Annotated in this window: 11 protein-coding genes; 1 reads left to right on the top strand and 10 read right to left on the bottom strand. The window is 58.6% G+C overall.

The window, feature by feature from the left end:
• Window positions 1-44 precede the first annotated feature (44 nt).
• The 3 genes from htpG to C8K66_RS05565 all read right to left on the bottom strand — a co-directional run bounded on the left by htpG (window position 45) and on the right by C8K66_RS05565 (window position 2,964).
• A complete protein-coding gene (htpG, locus tag C8K66_RS05575; RefSeq protein ID WP_017846776.1) occupies window positions 45-1,949 on the bottom strand; it encodes a molecular chaperone HtpG in 1,905 nt (634 codons plus the stop codon).
• Between the two features lie 89 nt (window positions 1,950-2,038).
• Window positions 2,039-2,491, bottom strand: a complete 453-nt coding sequence (locus tag C8K66_RS05570; protein ID WP_017846775.1) for a PaaI family thioesterase — start codon at window positions 2,489-2,491, stop codon at window positions 2,039-2,041.
• Window positions 2,488-2,964, bottom strand: coding sequence for a PaaI family thioesterase (locus C8K66_RS05565; RefSeq protein ID WP_108524429.1), 477 nt, complete (start codon window positions 2,962-2,964; stop codon window positions 2,488-2,490). The genes C8K66_RS05570 and C8K66_RS05565 overlap by 4 nt, the downstream gene beginning before the upstream one ends.
• A gap of 158 nt (window positions 2,965-3,122) precedes the next feature.
• On the opposite strand from C8K66_RS05565, the gene C8K66_RS05560 reads away from it, so the two are divergent.
• On the top strand, window positions 3,123-3,374 hold the full coding sequence (locus C8K66_RS05560) for a hypothetical protein (RefSeq protein WP_017846773.1): 252 nt from the start codon (window positions 3,123-3,125) through the stop codon (window positions 3,372-3,374).
• Between the two features lie 113 nt (window positions 3,375-3,487).
• On the opposite strand, the gene C8K66_RS05555 is transcribed toward C8K66_RS05560, so the two are convergent.
• The 7 genes from C8K66_RS05555 to C8K66_RS05525 all read right to left on the bottom strand — a co-directional run bounded on the left by C8K66_RS05555 (window position 3,488) and on the right by C8K66_RS05525 (window position 14,041).
• Complete coding sequence (locus C8K66_RS05555) at window positions 3,488-4,228, bottom strand: DUF599 domain-containing protein (RefSeq protein ID WP_108524428.1); 741 nt, start codon at window positions 4,226-4,228, stop codon at window positions 3,488-3,490.
• Between the two features lie 179 nt (window positions 4,229-4,407).
• Window positions 4,408-5,721, bottom strand: coding sequence for a branched-chain amino acid transport system II carrier protein (gene brnQ, locus C8K66_RS05550; protein ID WP_057003705.1), 1,314 nt, complete (start codon window positions 5,719-5,721; stop codon window positions 4,408-4,410).
• Between the two features lie 431 nt (window positions 5,722-6,152).
• Window positions 6,153-7,034 (bottom strand): succinate--CoA ligase subunit alpha, encoded by an 882-nt coding sequence (sucD, locus tag C8K66_RS05545; protein ID WP_003172813.1) that lies wholly within the window; start codon window positions 7,032-7,034, stop codon window positions 6,153-6,155.
• Window positions 7,034-8,200, bottom strand: a complete 1,167-nt coding sequence (gene sucC / locus C8K66_RS05540; RefSeq protein ID WP_017846770.1) for an ADP-forming succinate--CoA ligase subunit beta — start codon at window positions 8,198-8,200, stop codon at window positions 7,034-7,036. The genes sucD and sucC overlap by 1 nt, the downstream gene beginning before the upstream one ends.
• Before the next feature lie 203 nt (window positions 8,201-8,403).
• Window positions 8,404-9,840, bottom strand: coding sequence for a dihydrolipoyl dehydrogenase (gene lpdA / locus C8K66_RS05535; protein ID WP_046384196.1), 1,437 nt, complete (start codon window positions 9,838-9,840; stop codon window positions 8,404-8,406).
• A 101-nt stretch (window positions 9,841-9,941) separates the two neighbouring features.
• Complete coding sequence (odhB, locus tag C8K66_RS05530; protein WP_017846768.1) at window positions 9,942-11,165, bottom strand: 2-oxoglutarate dehydrogenase complex dihydrolipoyllysine-residue succinyltransferase; 1,224 nt, start codon at window positions 11,163-11,165, stop codon at window positions 9,942-9,944.
• 44 nt (window positions 11,166-11,209) lie between these two features.
• The gene (locus tag C8K66_RS05525; protein ID WP_046384197.1) at window positions 11,210-14,041 is read right to left on the bottom strand and encodes a 2-oxoglutarate dehydrogenase E1 component; all 2,832 of its coding nucleotides are present in this window, start codon (window positions 14,039-14,041) and stop codon (window positions 11,210-11,212) included.
• Window positions 14,042-14,240: the final 199 nt, after the last annotated feature.

Here is a 14,240-nt window from a genome sequence, read left to right as displayed (position 1 = left end):
CAAGAACGAAAAAACCCGCCGAAGCGGGTTTTTCTACAACGGGGTTAAACCGACAGTTCAACCAACAGCTTGTTCAGTCGGCGCACATAGGCGGCCGGGTCTTTCAGGCTGTCGCCGGCAGCCAGGGCTGCCTGGTCGAAGAGGATGTGCGACAGGTCGCCAAAACGCTCTTCGCTCTGTTCGCCGTCGAGTTTCTCGATCAGCGGGTGAGCCGGGTTGAATTCGAAGATCGGCTTGGAGTCCGGCACCTTCTGACCGCTGGCTTCGAGGATCTGACGCATCTGCATGCCCAGGTCCTGCTCGCCGATGGCCAGGATCGCCGGGGAGTCGGTCAGACGGTGGGAAACCCGCACTTCGCTGACGGCGTCGCCCAGGGAGGCCTTGATCCGCTCAACCAGGCCTTCCTTGGACTTGGCCACTTCTTCAGCGGCTTTTTTGTCTTCTTCGGAATCCAGGTTGCCCAGGTCCAGGTCGCCACGCGCCACGTCGACAAAGGTCTTACCGTCGAATTCGCTGAGGTAGCTCATCAGCCACTCATCGATACGGTCGGTCAGCAGCAGCACTTCGATGCCTTTCTTGCGGAAGACTTCCAGGTGCGGGCTGTTCTTGACCTGAGCGTAGGTCTCGCCGGTCAGGTAGTAGATCTTGTCCTGACCTTCCTTGGCGCGTGCCAGGTACTCGGCCAGGGACACCACCTGCTCGCCGTCTTCGCCCTGGGTGGAGGCAAAACGCAGCAGGCCGGCGATTTTTTCCTTGTTGGCGAAATCTTCCGCCGGGCCTTCTTTCATGACCTGGCCGAAGTTCTTCCAGAAGCCTTTGTATTGCTCAGGCTCGTTCTTCGCCAGTTTTTCCAGCATGTCGAGGACGCGCTTGGTCAGCGCCGACTTCATGGAGTCGATGATCGGGTCTTTCTGCAGGATTTCCCGCGACACGTTCAGCGACAGGTCGTTGGAGTCGACCACGCCTTTGATAAAGCGCAGGTACAGCGGCAGGAACGATTCCGCCTGGTCCATCACGAACACGCGCTGCACGTAGAGCTTCAGGCCCTTTGGCGCTTCGCGCTGGTACAGGTCGAACGGCGCGCGGGCCGGTACGTAGAGCAGCGAGCTGTATTCCAGCTTGCCTTCGACCTTGTTGTGGCTCCAGCTCAGCGGGTTTTCGTAGTCGTGCCCGATGTGCTTGTAGAACTCCTGGTATTCCTCGTCCTTGATCTCGGTACGCGGACGGGTCCACAGGGCGCTGGCGCGGTTGACGGTTTCCCACTCAACGGCCGGTGCTTCTTCGCCTTCGGCGGCGGCCTGCTCTTTCGGCAATTCAATCGGCAGGGCGATGTGGTCGGAATACTTCTTGATGATGTTGCGCAGGCGCCAGCCATCGGCAAATTCGTCTTCACCGGGTTTCAGGTGCAGCACGATGCGCGTACCGCGATCAGCCTTGTCGAGGGTAGCGACTTCAAACTCGCCCTCGCCTTTCGAAGACCAATGCACGCCTTCGCTGGCGTCAAGGCCGGCGCGGCGGCTGAACACTTCAACCTTGTCGGCGACGATGAAGGCCGAGTAGAAGCCCACGCCGAACTGGCCGATCAGGTGCGAATCTTTCTTCTGGTCGCCCGAAAGGTGCTTCATGAAATCGGCAGTGCCGGATTTGGCGATGGTCCCCAGGTGGGTGATCGCATCCTCACGGCTCATGCCGATACCGTTATCTTCGAGGGTGACGGTCTTGGCGTCTTTGTCGAAGCTCACGCGGATTTTCAGTTCGGCGCCGCCTTCCAGCAACTCCGGCTTGGACAGGGCTTCGAAACGTAATTTGTCGACAGCGTCAGAGGCGTTCGAGATCAACTCGCGAAGGAAAATTTCCTTGTTGGAATACAGCGAATGGATCATGAGGTGCAGCAGTTGCTTCACCTCGGTCTGGAAGCCCAGGGTTTCCTTTTGAGTTTCCACACTCATGGTCATCAAACTCCAATTGGATGGCAGTGGCCGCGCCCTGAAGGGTTGGCGGCGGGTTGTCATCAAAGTTGGGGGCTAAGACCAGGATTTCAAGGGCGGGACACTTCTCCGATCTTGAAATGCGCGCGGGCGGTGGCGATGGGTTCGGCCGCGGTGCTTTGCCAGGCGGTGATCGACACGTTCGCCACCCGTCGACCCTGGCGCCAGACCTGGCACTTGGCGTAAGTGTCGCGAAACTGGCCGGCGCGCAGGTAATCCAGGGAAAAGTCGATAATTTTCGGCAGGCCCGGTGCGCCGGTGAACACCAGCAGGTGCAACGCGGCGCAGAGTTCCATAAAGCCTGCAATCACACCGCCGTGCAGTGCCGGTAATATCGGGTTACCAATGTTGTCCTTGTTGGCCGGCAGGCGGAACAGCAGCTCATCGCCTATCCGCGTGCATTCGATGCCGATCAGCTTGGCGTAGGGGATCAGATCGAGCAGCGCCTTGTAGTTACCGTGCTCATGGGCCTGCTCCAGACGTGTCTTGAAGTGATGTGTCATACCTGTTCTCCCGTGACTGTACTGCCCAGCCCCTGCGCGCCCTTGAGGCGCTTGCCCATACGCATGAACGTCCCCACCGTGTGGGCGACGGGTTGTTGCGGGTCATCCTGGTAAGCGAAACCACGGGTGAAAATCACGTCGGTGGTCACCCGGTAGCACTGGGCGAAACCATACACCGGCTTGTGCGGTTCGGCGGGATGCATGTAGTCGATGCGCAGGTCGAGGGTCGGGCACACCTCGAACTCCGGCAACACGCACAGGGTGGCCATGCCGCAGGCGGTGTCCATCAGCGAGGTCAATGCGCCACCATGGATCACGCCCGTCTGGGGATCACCCACGATCATCGGGCTGTAGGGCAGAACCAGGGTAATCCCCTCTTCGCTGGCTTGATGAACGGTAATGCTCAGCACCTGGCAATGGCGCAACGCTGAAATAAAGCGCTTGGCACGCTCTAACAAGGGATTTTCGGTCATTCGGTTCAGACTCTGATGAATGTGGGTCCGGCGCAGTATGGACCGTCGGAAAAAGTTCCTTGGGAAAATGCTTTATATATCTGTGGGATATAAGGAACTAATGCTGGCCCCATGTGCTCGAAAGGCCAGTAGATATCTTCACTAAGGAGAAACACCCAATGCGCAAGACTTTAGCTATTTCCATGATGCTGGCCGCTGCCCTCGGTCTCGCTGCCTGCGACAAGAAATCCGAAAACAAAGCCCAAGATGCCGCCGCGCACTCTGAGCAAGCTCAGAAAGATATGGCTGCAGCACAGGATAAAGTGAACGAAGCTGCGAAAGAAAACGGCGATGCTGCCAAAGCTCAGGCCGAATCGAACAAAGCCGCAGCACAAGAAGCAGCACCTGCTACCCCAGCAACCGGTTCTTGATACCGGGGCTTGAAATAGCTTGGCTGCAAAAAGAAAGCCCGCTTAGATAGCGGGCTTTACTTTGTCTGCTGTTGGCGCGCAGTGCGATAAACCGGCGCTATGCCCGCAGCGCTTTACGCCACCGAGTCTTTGGCCACGTCCGGCAGCGACGTATCGGTCTGCGTATACACCATCACTTGCAGTACGTCGGAATGAAACTCTCGGCGATACAGCACCAACACCACCCCGGCGCTCATCGACATGAACAGCCAGGGGCTGACAAACCATGCCAGCATGGTCATCCCGAAGTAATAAGCGCGCAAGCCAAAGTTGAACTGGTTGGCCGCCATCGAAATCACCCGCGCCGCCCGCAGGGCAAACGCCTTGCGCTCCTGCTCCGACACGTGCCGCTCACCGATCATCGGCGCCGACCCCACCAGCACCGCGGCAAAGTTGTACTGGCGCATGCACCAGCTGAACGTGAAGAACGCGTAGACGAACACCAGTGCCAGGCACAGCAGCTTGATCTCCGACATACCCTGGGATGCCTGCTGCACCAGCGGAATATCGGCCAGCAATGAAACCGCCCGCTCCGAGGCGCCCAACACGGTGAGAATGCCCGCAAGGATGATCAAGGTGCTGGAGGCGAAGAACGACGCGTTGCGCTCAAGATTGCCAATCACACTGGCGTCGGCGATGCGGTTGTCACGCAGCAGCATGCGACGCATCCAGTCTTCGCGATACAGGTGCAGCACGCTGGCCAGACAGGCAGTGTCGCGGGCTTTCCAGGTGGCATAACGGGTGTAGCCGCCCCAACAGAGGACGAACCAGAGGGCGGCAAGCAAGTGGATCAGGTTGGCTTCGATAAACGGCATGCGGGTCCTTATACACGACAGATTTCATGAACCCGGTTAAGTGTGGGCGCCGGGTTCCAGCTTGAGCTTTGCGTTACTCCTTCGACGTTAGCCCACGGAAAAAGACACTGCCCGCCGCCCATAAAAAATGCCCCGTATCAATCGATACGGGGCATTTCAATACAGCCTGAAGCCGGGGGTTACGCGACCGCTTCGCTGCGCTTGCCCAGCATGCGGTCAACCACCACCGCGGCCACCAGCATCATCACCGATGGCACCAGCCACGCCAGGCCCTGCTCGCTCAACGGCAGGTTGGCCAATTGCGACGGCATCCAGCCCGCCAGGCCGGCGCCCTTGAGCGCATCGATGCAGCCGAAGATGAACGACACCAACATCACCGGGCCAACGATGCGGCTCTGCTCCTGCCAGAAGTCTTTGCAGAAGCTCAAAGCCACCAGCACGATGCATGGCGGGTAGATCGCAGTGAGCACCGGGATCGAAAACGCGATCAGTTTGGTCAGGCCCAGGTTGGACACGAACAGCGAGAACAGCGCCAGGATCACCACCAGGGTCTTGTAGGACAGCGGCAGGATCCGGCTGAAGTACTCGGCGCAGGCACAGGTCAGGCCGACGGCGGTGACCAGGCAGGCCAGGGAGATCAGCACGGCCAGGAAGCCACTGCCCAGGGAACCAAAGGTGTGTTGCACGTAGGCATGCAGGACAGCGGCGCCATTGGCGGCACCGGCGGCGATCTCATGGCTGCCCGCCCCGAGGCGGAACAGGCTGACATACACCAACGCCAGGCCGACGCCGGCAATCAGCCCGGCAATGATCGCGTAGCGGGTGATCAATTTAGGCGATTCGACACCACGAGAACGGATCGCGTTGACGATCACGATACCGAACACCAGCGCGCCCAGGGTATCCATGGTCAGGTAACCATTGATAAAGCCTTGGGAGAACGGCGCGGCCACGTATTCCGGGTTGGCGACGCCCACATCACCGGCCGGCAAGGCAAACGCGGCGATACCAAGGATGGACAGCGCGATGATTTTCAGCGGCGCAAGGAAACGGCCCACGGTGTCCAACAGACGGCCCGGGTACAGGGAGACGAAAAACACCACCAGAAAGTACACCGAGCTGTAGAGGAACAGCGCCAGCGGGCTTTCACCGGTCAACGGCGCCAGGCCCACTTCAAAGGACACGGTCGCAGTACGCGGGGTGGCGAACAGCGGCCCTACCGCCAGATACGCTGCCGCCGCCAGCAGGCCACCGGCGATCTTGCCGATCGGGCTGCTCAACGCATCCATACCACCACCGACCTTGGCCAGGGCGATCACGGTGACCACCGGGAGCCCGACTGCGGTGATCAGGAAACCCAACGCCGCCATCCAGACATGGGGCCCGGACTGCAAACCAACGATAGGCGGGAAGATGATGTTGCCGGCCCCTACAAACAGGGCAAAAGTCATGAAGCCCAACGCCAGGATGTCCTGACTTTTCAACACTTTCATTTGAGGAAATACCACACTACTGAATCGGAATTTAGAGAGGGCTTCCCTATGGATGAGGGAAATGCTGCCGGCCCTTGTGGGCACCGACCGGTCTAGCGCGCGGCTTCCTTTTGGGATGCGAGCGCTTAAAGAGGCGGCAAGGTTACAGAATTTGGCCGATAAACGCACTGTTGCAGGGCGAACTGTCCGATAAGCGACATTGGAATGTCGTGTTTTCATACTTAATGTGGCGATACAGACAAAAAATGTGGGAGGGAGCTTGCTCCCGATAGCGGAGGTTCAATCACATCATCAGTGACTGAGCCACCGCTATCGGGAGCAAGCCCCCTCCCACATGGGACCAAGTACATTTCAATAAATGGGCCGCCCAGAATGCACAAAGGCCACCCGAAGGTGGCCTTTGCTGGTGAAGCGTCAGTTAAGCGCGAGGCTTACTTGACTGCCCAACCGGTCAGCTCGGCCAAGGCCTTGCCGATGTCTGCCAGCGAACGCACGGTTTTTACGCCTGCGTCTTGCAGTGCAGCGAATTTTTCGTCTGCAGTGCCTTTGCCGCCAGAGATGATTGCGCCAGCATGGCCCATGCGCTTGCCAGCAGGGGCAGTCACACCAGCGATGTAGGAAACAACCGGCTTGGTCACGTGGGCCTTGATGTAGGCAGCCGCTTCTTCTTCAGCCGAACCGCCGATCTCACCGATCATGACGATCGCTTCGGTCTTCGGGTCTTCCTGGAACAGCTTCAGGATGTCGATGAAGTTCGAGCCTGGGATCGGGTCACCGCCGATGCCGACGCAAGTCGACTGACCGAAACCGGCGTCAGTGGTCTGCTTCACAGCTTCGTAGGTCAGGGTGCCGGAACGGGAAACGATACCGACTTTACCTGGCAAGTGAATGTGACCAGGCATGATGCCGATCTTGCATTCGCCTGGAGTGATCACGCCTGGGCAGTTAGGACCGATCAGGACCACGCCCAGCTCGTCGCACTTGACCTTGGCATCCAGCATATCCAGGGTAGGAATGCCTTCGGTGATGCACACGATCAGCTTGATGCCGCCGAACGCCGCTTCCAGGATCGAGTCTTTGCAGAAAGGAGCCGGAACGTAGATCACGCTGGCGGTCGCGCCAGTGGCAGCTACTGCGTCTTTAACGGTGTTGAACACTGGCAGGCCCAGGTGCTCGGTGCCGCCTTTGCCCGGAGTTACACCACCAACCATCTTGGTGCCGTATTCGATGGCTTGCTGGGTGTGGAAGCTACCTTGCGAACCGGTAATACCCTGGCAGATAACTTTGGTGTCTTTATTGATCAGGACGCTCATTATTTGCCCTCCGCAGCTTTGACAACTTGTTGAGCAGCGTCGGTCAGGCTGGTAGCCGCGATGATGTTCAAACCGCTTTCTGCCAGTACTTTAGCGCCCAGTTCAGCGTTGTTACCTTCAAGGCGAACAACAACCGGGATTTTCACGCCGACTTCTTTCACTGCACCGATGATGCCTTCGGCAATCATGTCGCAACGAACGATGCCGCCGAAGATGTTGACCAGTACTGCAGCGACGTTGGAGTCGGACAGGATGATCTTGAAGGCTTCGGTTACGCGTTCTTTGGTAGCACCACCGCCCACGTCGAGGAAGTTGGCTGGTTTGCCGCCATGCAGGTTGACGATGTCCATGGTACCCATGGCCAGGCCGGCACCGTTGACCATGCAGCCGATGTTACCTTCCAGGGCTACGTAGTTCAGTTCGAACTTGGCAGCGTGCGCTTCGCGCGGATCGTCTTGCGACGGATCGTGGAAAGTCTTCAGCTTAGGCTGACGGTACATGGCGTTGGCGTCGATGTTGATCTTGGCGTCGAGGCAATGCAGATCGCCGTCAGCCTTGATCACCAGCGGGTTCACTTCCAGCAGGGCCAGATCGTGATCCTGGAACAGTTTGGCCAGACCTACGAAGATCTTGGCGAACTGGGCAACTTGCTTGCCTTCCAGACCCAGCTGGAAAGCCAGCTCGCGACCCTGGAATGGCTGAGCGCCAACCAGTGGATCGATAGTGGCTTTCAGAATTTTTTCAGGGGTATCGTGAGCGATCTTCTCGATGTCCACGCCACCTTCGGTGGAAGCCATGAACACGATGCGACGGCTCGAACGGTCAACGACAGCGCCCAGGTACAGCTCTTTAGCGATATCAGTGCACGATTCAACCAGGATCTTGGTGACTGGCTGGCCATTGGCATCAGTCTGGTAAGTCACCAGACGCTTGCCCAGCCACTGCTGTGCGAAGGCCTTGGCGTCTTCTTTGCTGCGAACCAGCTTAACGCCGCCCGCTTTACCGCGACCACCTGCGTGAACCTGGGCTTTTACAACCCATTCGGTCCCGCCGATTTTATCGCAAGCTTCTGCTGCTGCTTCCGGGGTGTCTACTGCGTAGCCCTGGGATACTGGCAGGCCGTATTCAGCGAACAGCTGCTTACCCTGATACTCGTGAAGATTCATGCTTTTTACCGTCTTCGTTAGGTACTGCGCATTCGGCGCTGCGCTCATTATGAGTGCCGCGCCACCTGTGACTGCTGCTTACGCAACTTGCCGGACTCAAGCCCGGTCAAGCTGCGCAAGACTGCGTCCAGCGGATATTCCGCGGTGAGTCTTGCGCGCAAGGCTCACGACGGGCAACCGCCGTGGTTTCTTATTATCTCGTTTTAGCGCTTCTTCTTGTTCGCGATGTGAATGGCATGACCATTCACTGCCAGCGCGGCTTCGTGCAATGCTTCGGACAGGGTCGGATGGGAGAAAACCATCATGCCGATGTCCTCGGCACTGGTGCCGAATTCCATACCGATTGCGCCCTGCTGGACCAGTTCTGCTGCGCCTGGGCCAATCACATGGACGCCCAATACGCGGTCAGTCTTGGCATCAGCGATGACTTTGACAAAACCACCGGTGTCGTTGGCTGCCATGGCACGACCAGAAGCAGCGAACGGGAAGGTGCCGACGTTAACTTCAACGCCTTCAGCTTTCAACTGCTGTTCGTTCTTGCCGACCCATGCAATTTCCGGGTGGGTGTAGATAACCGATGGGACCAGGTCGTAGTTCATCTGGGTTTTGTGGCCCTTGATGCGCTCGACAACCATGATGCCTTCTTCGGAAGCCTTGTGCGCCAGCATCATGCCGCGAACCACGTCACCAATGGCGTAGACGCCTGGAACGGTGGTAGCGCAGTGATCGTCAACGTGGATGAAACCACGCTCGTCGATGTTCACGCCGCTGTCGGCTGCCAGCAGGTCGGTGGTCACTGGACGGCGACCAACGGCTACGATCAGCTTGTCGAAGGTGATGGTCTGTTCGCCATCCTTGTCGGTGTAGGTCACGACCACTTCTTCGCCGTTGACCTTCGAGCCGGTCACGCGAGCGCCCAGCTTGATGTCCAGACCCTGTTTGGTCAGGGTTTTCAGGGCTTCCTTGGACACTGCGGTGTCAGCAGCCAGCAGGAACGTGTCCAGGGCTTCGAGCACAGTGACCTGGGAACCCAGGCGGGACCAGACCGAACCCAGTTCCAGGCCGATCACGCCAGCGCCGATCACGCCCAGACGCTTGGGAACTGCTTGGAATTCCAGAGCGCCGGTCGAATCAACGATGACTTTCTGGTCAACAGGTGCTGGTGGAATGTCGATCGGACGCGAACCTGGAGCCAGGATCACGTTTTCGGCTTCGATGATTTCGACCGAACCGTCCGGCTTGGTGATTTCAACTTTCTTGCCGGCCAGCAGCTTGCCGTGGCCTTGCAGGGAAGTTACGCCGTTGGCCTTGAACAGGGTGGCAACGCCGGAGGTCAGGCCTTTGACGATGTTGGCTTTACGGCCAACCATCGCGGGTACGTCCATGGTCACGCCAGCGTGGCTGATGCCGTGGATGGCAAAACCGCTTTGCGCTTCGTGGAATTTCCAGGAGCTGTCCAGCAGCGCCTTGGAAGGAATGCAACCAACGTTCAGGCAAGTACCGCCCAGTGCCAGTTTGCCTTCCTTGTCGGTGTATTTTTCGATGCAAGCAGTCGAGAGGCCCAGTTGTGCGGCCTTGATAGCGGCAACATAGCCGCCAGGACCTGCACCAATCACTACAACGTCAAATTTCTGCGACATGAAAATAGTTCCTCTATTTAGCAGCAAGCTGTCAAGCCGCAGGCCCCAAGCCCGACTGCCGTATCCGGCAGCCTGTCACTTGAGGCCCGCAGCTGCTTCTATCAGATATCCAGCAGCAGACGAGCTGGGTCTTCCAGCAGGTTCTTGATGGTCACCAGGAAAGTCACGGCTTCTTTACCATCGATCAGGCGGTGATCGTAAGACAGCGCCAGGTACATCATCGGACGGATCACGACTTGGCCGTTGATTGCCATCGGACGCTGGATGATGTTGTGCATGCCCAGGATCGCAGCTTGCGGCGGGTTGACGATCGGAGTCGACATCATCGAACCGAAGGTACCACCGTTGGTGATGGTGAAGGTGCCGCCGGTCATCTCGTCGATGGTCAGCTTGCCGTCACGGGCTTTCTTGCCGAAGCCGGCGATGCCGCCTTCGATTTCAGCCAGGCTCATCAGCTCGGCGTTACGCAGAACCGGAACCACCAGGCCGCGGTCGCTGGACACGGCAACGCCGACGTCTGCATAACCATGGTAAACGATGTCGCTGCCGTCGATGGAAGCGTTGACTGCCGGGAAGCGTTTCAGCGCTTCGGTGGCCGCTTTCACGAAGAACGACATGAAGCCCAGGCGCACGCCGTTGTGGCTCTTCTCGAACAGGTCCTTGTACTTCGAACGCAGGGCCATGACTTCGGTCATGTCGACTTCGTTGAAGGTGGTCAGCATCGCCATGTTCGACTGTGCTTCAACCAGACGCTTGGCCACGGTGGCACGCACGCGGGTCATGGGCACGCGCTTCTCGGTGCGGTCGCCAGCGGCGAACACAGGAGCAGCGGCAGCAGGTGCTGCAGCCTTGGCAGGTGCGGCAGCTGGAGCGTTTTTCTTGGCTTCAACGGCAGCAACCACGTCTTCCTTGGTCACACGGCCGTCTTTGCCGGTGCCTTTGATGGAAGCCAGGTTGATGCCGTTCTCTTCGGCCAGCTGACGAGCAGCCGGTGCAGCGATTGGATCTTCGCCACCCGCCGCCGGAGCGGCAGCTGGAGCAGAAGCCGCAACAGCCGGTGCAGCGGCAGCCGGAGCGGCAGCAGCGCTGCCCGCTTCGATCGAGCCCAGTACCTGGTTGGACAGGACGGTATCGCCTTCGTTGGCAATGATCGCGCCCAACACGCCGTCAGCTTCAGCCAACACTTCCAGAACGACTTTGTCGGTCTCGATGTCGACGATCAGTTCGTCACGCTTTACAGCCTCGCCTGGTTTCTTGTGCCAAGTGGCAATGGTGCCATCGGCAACCGATTCCGGGAATGTCGGGGCTTTGATTTCGATAGCCATTATCTGTGGGTCCTTAAAATTCGGTTTCAGTCAGCGCGAAGGCGTTAAACAGTGAAAGCATCTTGCAGGAGTTTTTCCTGCTGCTCGGCGTGCATCGATGCATAACCACAGGCAGGCGCGGCAGAAGCATCGCGACCGGCGTATTCCAGGCCCAGGGCCTTGTTGTGGTTACCAATGCTGCGACGCAGATGATGCTGGCTGCTGTACCAGGCGCCCTGGTTCATCGGTTCTTCCTGACACCACACTACATGAGTGAGGTTGGTGTAAGGCGCGATGATCTCCATGAGGTCATCTTCCGGGAACGGGTAAAGCTGCTCGATACGCACGATGGCGATGTCTTCGCGGCCTTCGGCACGGCGTTTTTCCAGCAAATCGTAGTAGACCTTGCCGCTGCACAGGATCAGGCGAGTGACCTTGGCCGCGTCCAGTGTATCGATTTCTGGAATAACGGTCTGGAACGAGCCTTCCGCCAGATCTTCCAGGGTCGAGATGGCCAATTTATGACGCAACAGCGATTTCGGCGTCAGCACTACCAGCGGCTTGCGCAGCGGGCGAATGACCTGGCGACGCAGCAAGTGGTAGATCTGGGCCGGGGTAGTCGGCACGCACACCTGGATGTTGTGCTCGGCGCACAGCTGCAGGTAACGCTCCAGACGGGCCGAGGAGTGCTCCGGACCCTGACCTTCATAACCGTGTGGCAGCAGCATGGTCAGACCGCACAGACGGCCCCACTTGTGCTCGCCGCTGGTGATGAACTGGTCGATAACCACCTGGGCACCGTTGGCGAAGTCGCCGAACTGGGCTTCCCAGATCACCAGCGCGTTAGGCGTGGTGGTCGAGTAACCGTATTCGAACGCCAGTACGGCTTCTTCGGACAGGAACGAATCGTACAGGTCGAAACGTGGCTGGCCTTCGTACAGGTGTTGCAGCGGGATGTAGGTGCCTGCGTCTTTCTGGTTGTGCAGAACCGCGTGACGGTGCGAGAACGTACCACGGCCGATGTCCTGGCCGGTCATGCGGATCGGGTGACCTTCGAACGCCAGGGTCGCATACGCCATGGTTTCGGCGTAACCCCAGTTGATCGGCAGGCCGCCGGCTTGCATCTTCTGACGGTCTTCGTAGATCTTCGCGACCTGGCGCTGTACGACGAAGCCGTCAGGAATTTCCAGCAGCTTGGCAGACAGTTCCTGCAGAGTCTTCAGATCGAACGACGTATCGTGACGCGCAGTCCAGGCGTGGCCCAGGTACGGACGCCAGTCGACGAACAGCTCTTTGTTCGGCTCTTTGACCAGGCTTTTTACAACATGCAGACCGTTGTCCAACGCGTTGCGGTATTCGTCGACTTTCGCCTGAACACGCGCTTCGTCAACCACACCGGCCTTGGTCAGGCTTTCGGCGTACAGCTCACGGGTGGTGCGCTGCTTGGTGATCTGCTGGTACATCAACGGCTGGGTGCCGCTTGGTTCGTCCGCTTCGTTGTGACCGCGACGGCGGTAGCAAACCAGGTCGATCACCACGTCACGCTTGAACTGCATGCGGTAGTCGACAGCCAGTTGGGTCACGAACAGCACGGCTTCCGGATCATCACCATTCACATGGAGGATCGGCGCCTGGATCATCTTGGCAACGTCGGTGGCGTACTCGGTGGAACGCGCGTCCAACGGGTTGCTGATGGTGAAGCCCACCTGGTTGTTGATGACGATGTGAACGGTACCGCCGGTCTTGAAGCCGCGGGTCTGCGACATCTGGAAGGTTTCCAGGACCACGCCTTGACCGGCGAATGCCGCGTCGCCGTGGATGGAAATCGGCAGAACCTTCTCACCGGTCGCGTCGTTACGACGATCCTGGCGAGCGCGCACCGAACCCTCGACCACTGGAGAAACGATTTCCAGGTGGGACGGGTTGAAGGCCATGGCCAGGTGAACTTCACCGCCGGTGGTCATCACGTTGGACGAGAAGCCCTGGTGGTATTTAACGTCACCGGAACCCAGCTCGACCTTTTTCTTGCCTTCGAACTCGTCGAACAAGTCGCGCGGGTTCTTGCCGAAGGTGTTGACCAGCACGTTGAGACGGCCACGGTGGGCCATGCCGATCACGATTTCCTTGGTGCCGTAGGAGCCGGAACGCTGGATCAGCTCGTCGAGCATCGGAATCAGGCTCTCGCCGCCTTCCAGGCCGAAACGCTTGGTGCCCGGGTATTTGGTGCCCAGGTATTTTTCGAGGCCTTCGGCTGCGGTCACGCGCTCAAGCAGGTGGCTGCGCACATCGGCAGACAACACCGGACGGCCACGCACGCCTTCCAGGCGATGCTGGAACCAGTGACGCTGTTCGGAGTCGGTGATGTGCGTAAACTCAGCGCCAATGGTGCGGCAATATGTCTGCTGCAACGCTTCGTGAATTTCGCGTAGGCTCGCTTCCTCTTTGCCGATGAACAGGTCTCCGGCACGGAAGGTCGTATCAAGATCGGCATTGGTCAAGCCGTAATGATTGATCGACAGGTCTGCAGGTGCAGGACGCTTCCAGAGCCCCAGCGGGTCGAGCTGGGCCGCCTGGTGGCCGCGCATACGGTAGGCCTGGATCAGTCGCAGTACTTCAACTTGCTTCTTCTCATGCTCACTGCTCACGCTTCCGGCGGAAACCGGTTGGGCGCGGCGCTGGTTCTTTGCCAGCAGCACGAACTGATCGCGAATTGTTGCGTGCGATACATCGGTGGCAGCGTTGCCGTCTGAAGACAACGTCTGAAATTTGGTGCGCCATTCTTCTGGCACAGCGTTAGGGTCGTGCAGGTAGAGCTCATAAAGCTCTTCCACATAGGCAGCGTTACCACCTGAAAGATAGCCGCTGTTCCACATGCGCTGCATCACGCTTTCTTGCATGCTTGGTCACCCTCGATTTGGGGACACCACCGGCGGCGACACCGAGTTTGCTTGCAAAAGGCCAAGTGCAGCGACCAAAACAAGCCACTTAGGATCACGCTGATAGTTCGGGTACCAACCCGAATGCCCCTGCTTGTCTCATTTCTTCAAAATAAGAGCCGCGGCTTTGTAAGTCGCTGCTCAAGTTAAGACTACGGCG

The organism is Pseudomonas sp. GV105 (assembly GCF_003058185.1).
Taxonomy (GTDB): Bacteria; Pseudomonadota; Gammaproteobacteria; order Pseudomonadales; family Pseudomonadaceae; genus Aquipseudomonas; species Aquipseudomonas veronii.
The sequence above is the reverse complement of the archived record's forward strand: the minus strand, read 5'-3'. Positions and strand labels throughout refer to the sequence as shown.

Coding starts and splice junctions, on each gene's coding strand:
- C8K66_RS05525 (WP_046384197.1), bottom strand. CDS start 14,041: ATGCAAGAAAGCGTGATGCAGCGCATGTGGAACAGCGGCTATCTTTCA.
- C8K66_RS05555 (WP_108524428.1), bottom strand. CDS start 4,228: ATGCCGTTTATCGAAGCCAACCTGATCCACTTGCTTGCCGCCCTCTGG.
- sucC (WP_017846770.1), bottom strand. CDS start 8,200: ATGAATCTTCACGAGTATCAGGGTAAGCAGCTGTTCGCTGAATACGGC.
- C8K66_RS05560 (WP_017846773.1), top strand. CDS start 3,123: ATGCGCAAGACTTTAGCTATTTCCATGATGCTGGCCGCTGCCCTCGGT.
- brnQ (WP_057003705.1), bottom strand. CDS start 5,721: ATGAAAGTGTTGAAAAGTCAGGACATCCTGGCGTTGGGCTTCATGACT.
- lpdA (WP_046384196.1), bottom strand. CDS start 9,840: ATGTCGCAGAAATTTGACGTTGTAGTGATTGGTGCAGGTCCTGGCGGC.
- htpG (WP_017846776.1), bottom strand. CDS start 1,949: ATGAGTGTGGAAACTCAAAAGGAAACCCTGGGCTTCCAGACCGAGGTG.
- C8K66_RS05565 (WP_108524429.1), bottom strand. CDS start 2,964: ATGACCGAAAATCCCTTGTTAGAGCGTGCCAAGCGCTTTATTTCAGCG.
- C8K66_RS05570 (WP_017846775.1), bottom strand. CDS start 2,491: ATGACACATCACTTCAAGACACGTCTGGAGCAGGCCCATGAGCACGGT.
- sucD (WP_003172813.1), bottom strand. CDS start 7,034: ATGAGCGTCCTGATCAATAAAGACACCAAAGTTATCTGCCAGGGTATT.
- odhB (WP_017846768.1), bottom strand. CDS start 11,165: ATGGCTATCGAAATCAAAGCCCCGACATTCCCGGAATCGGTTGCCGAT.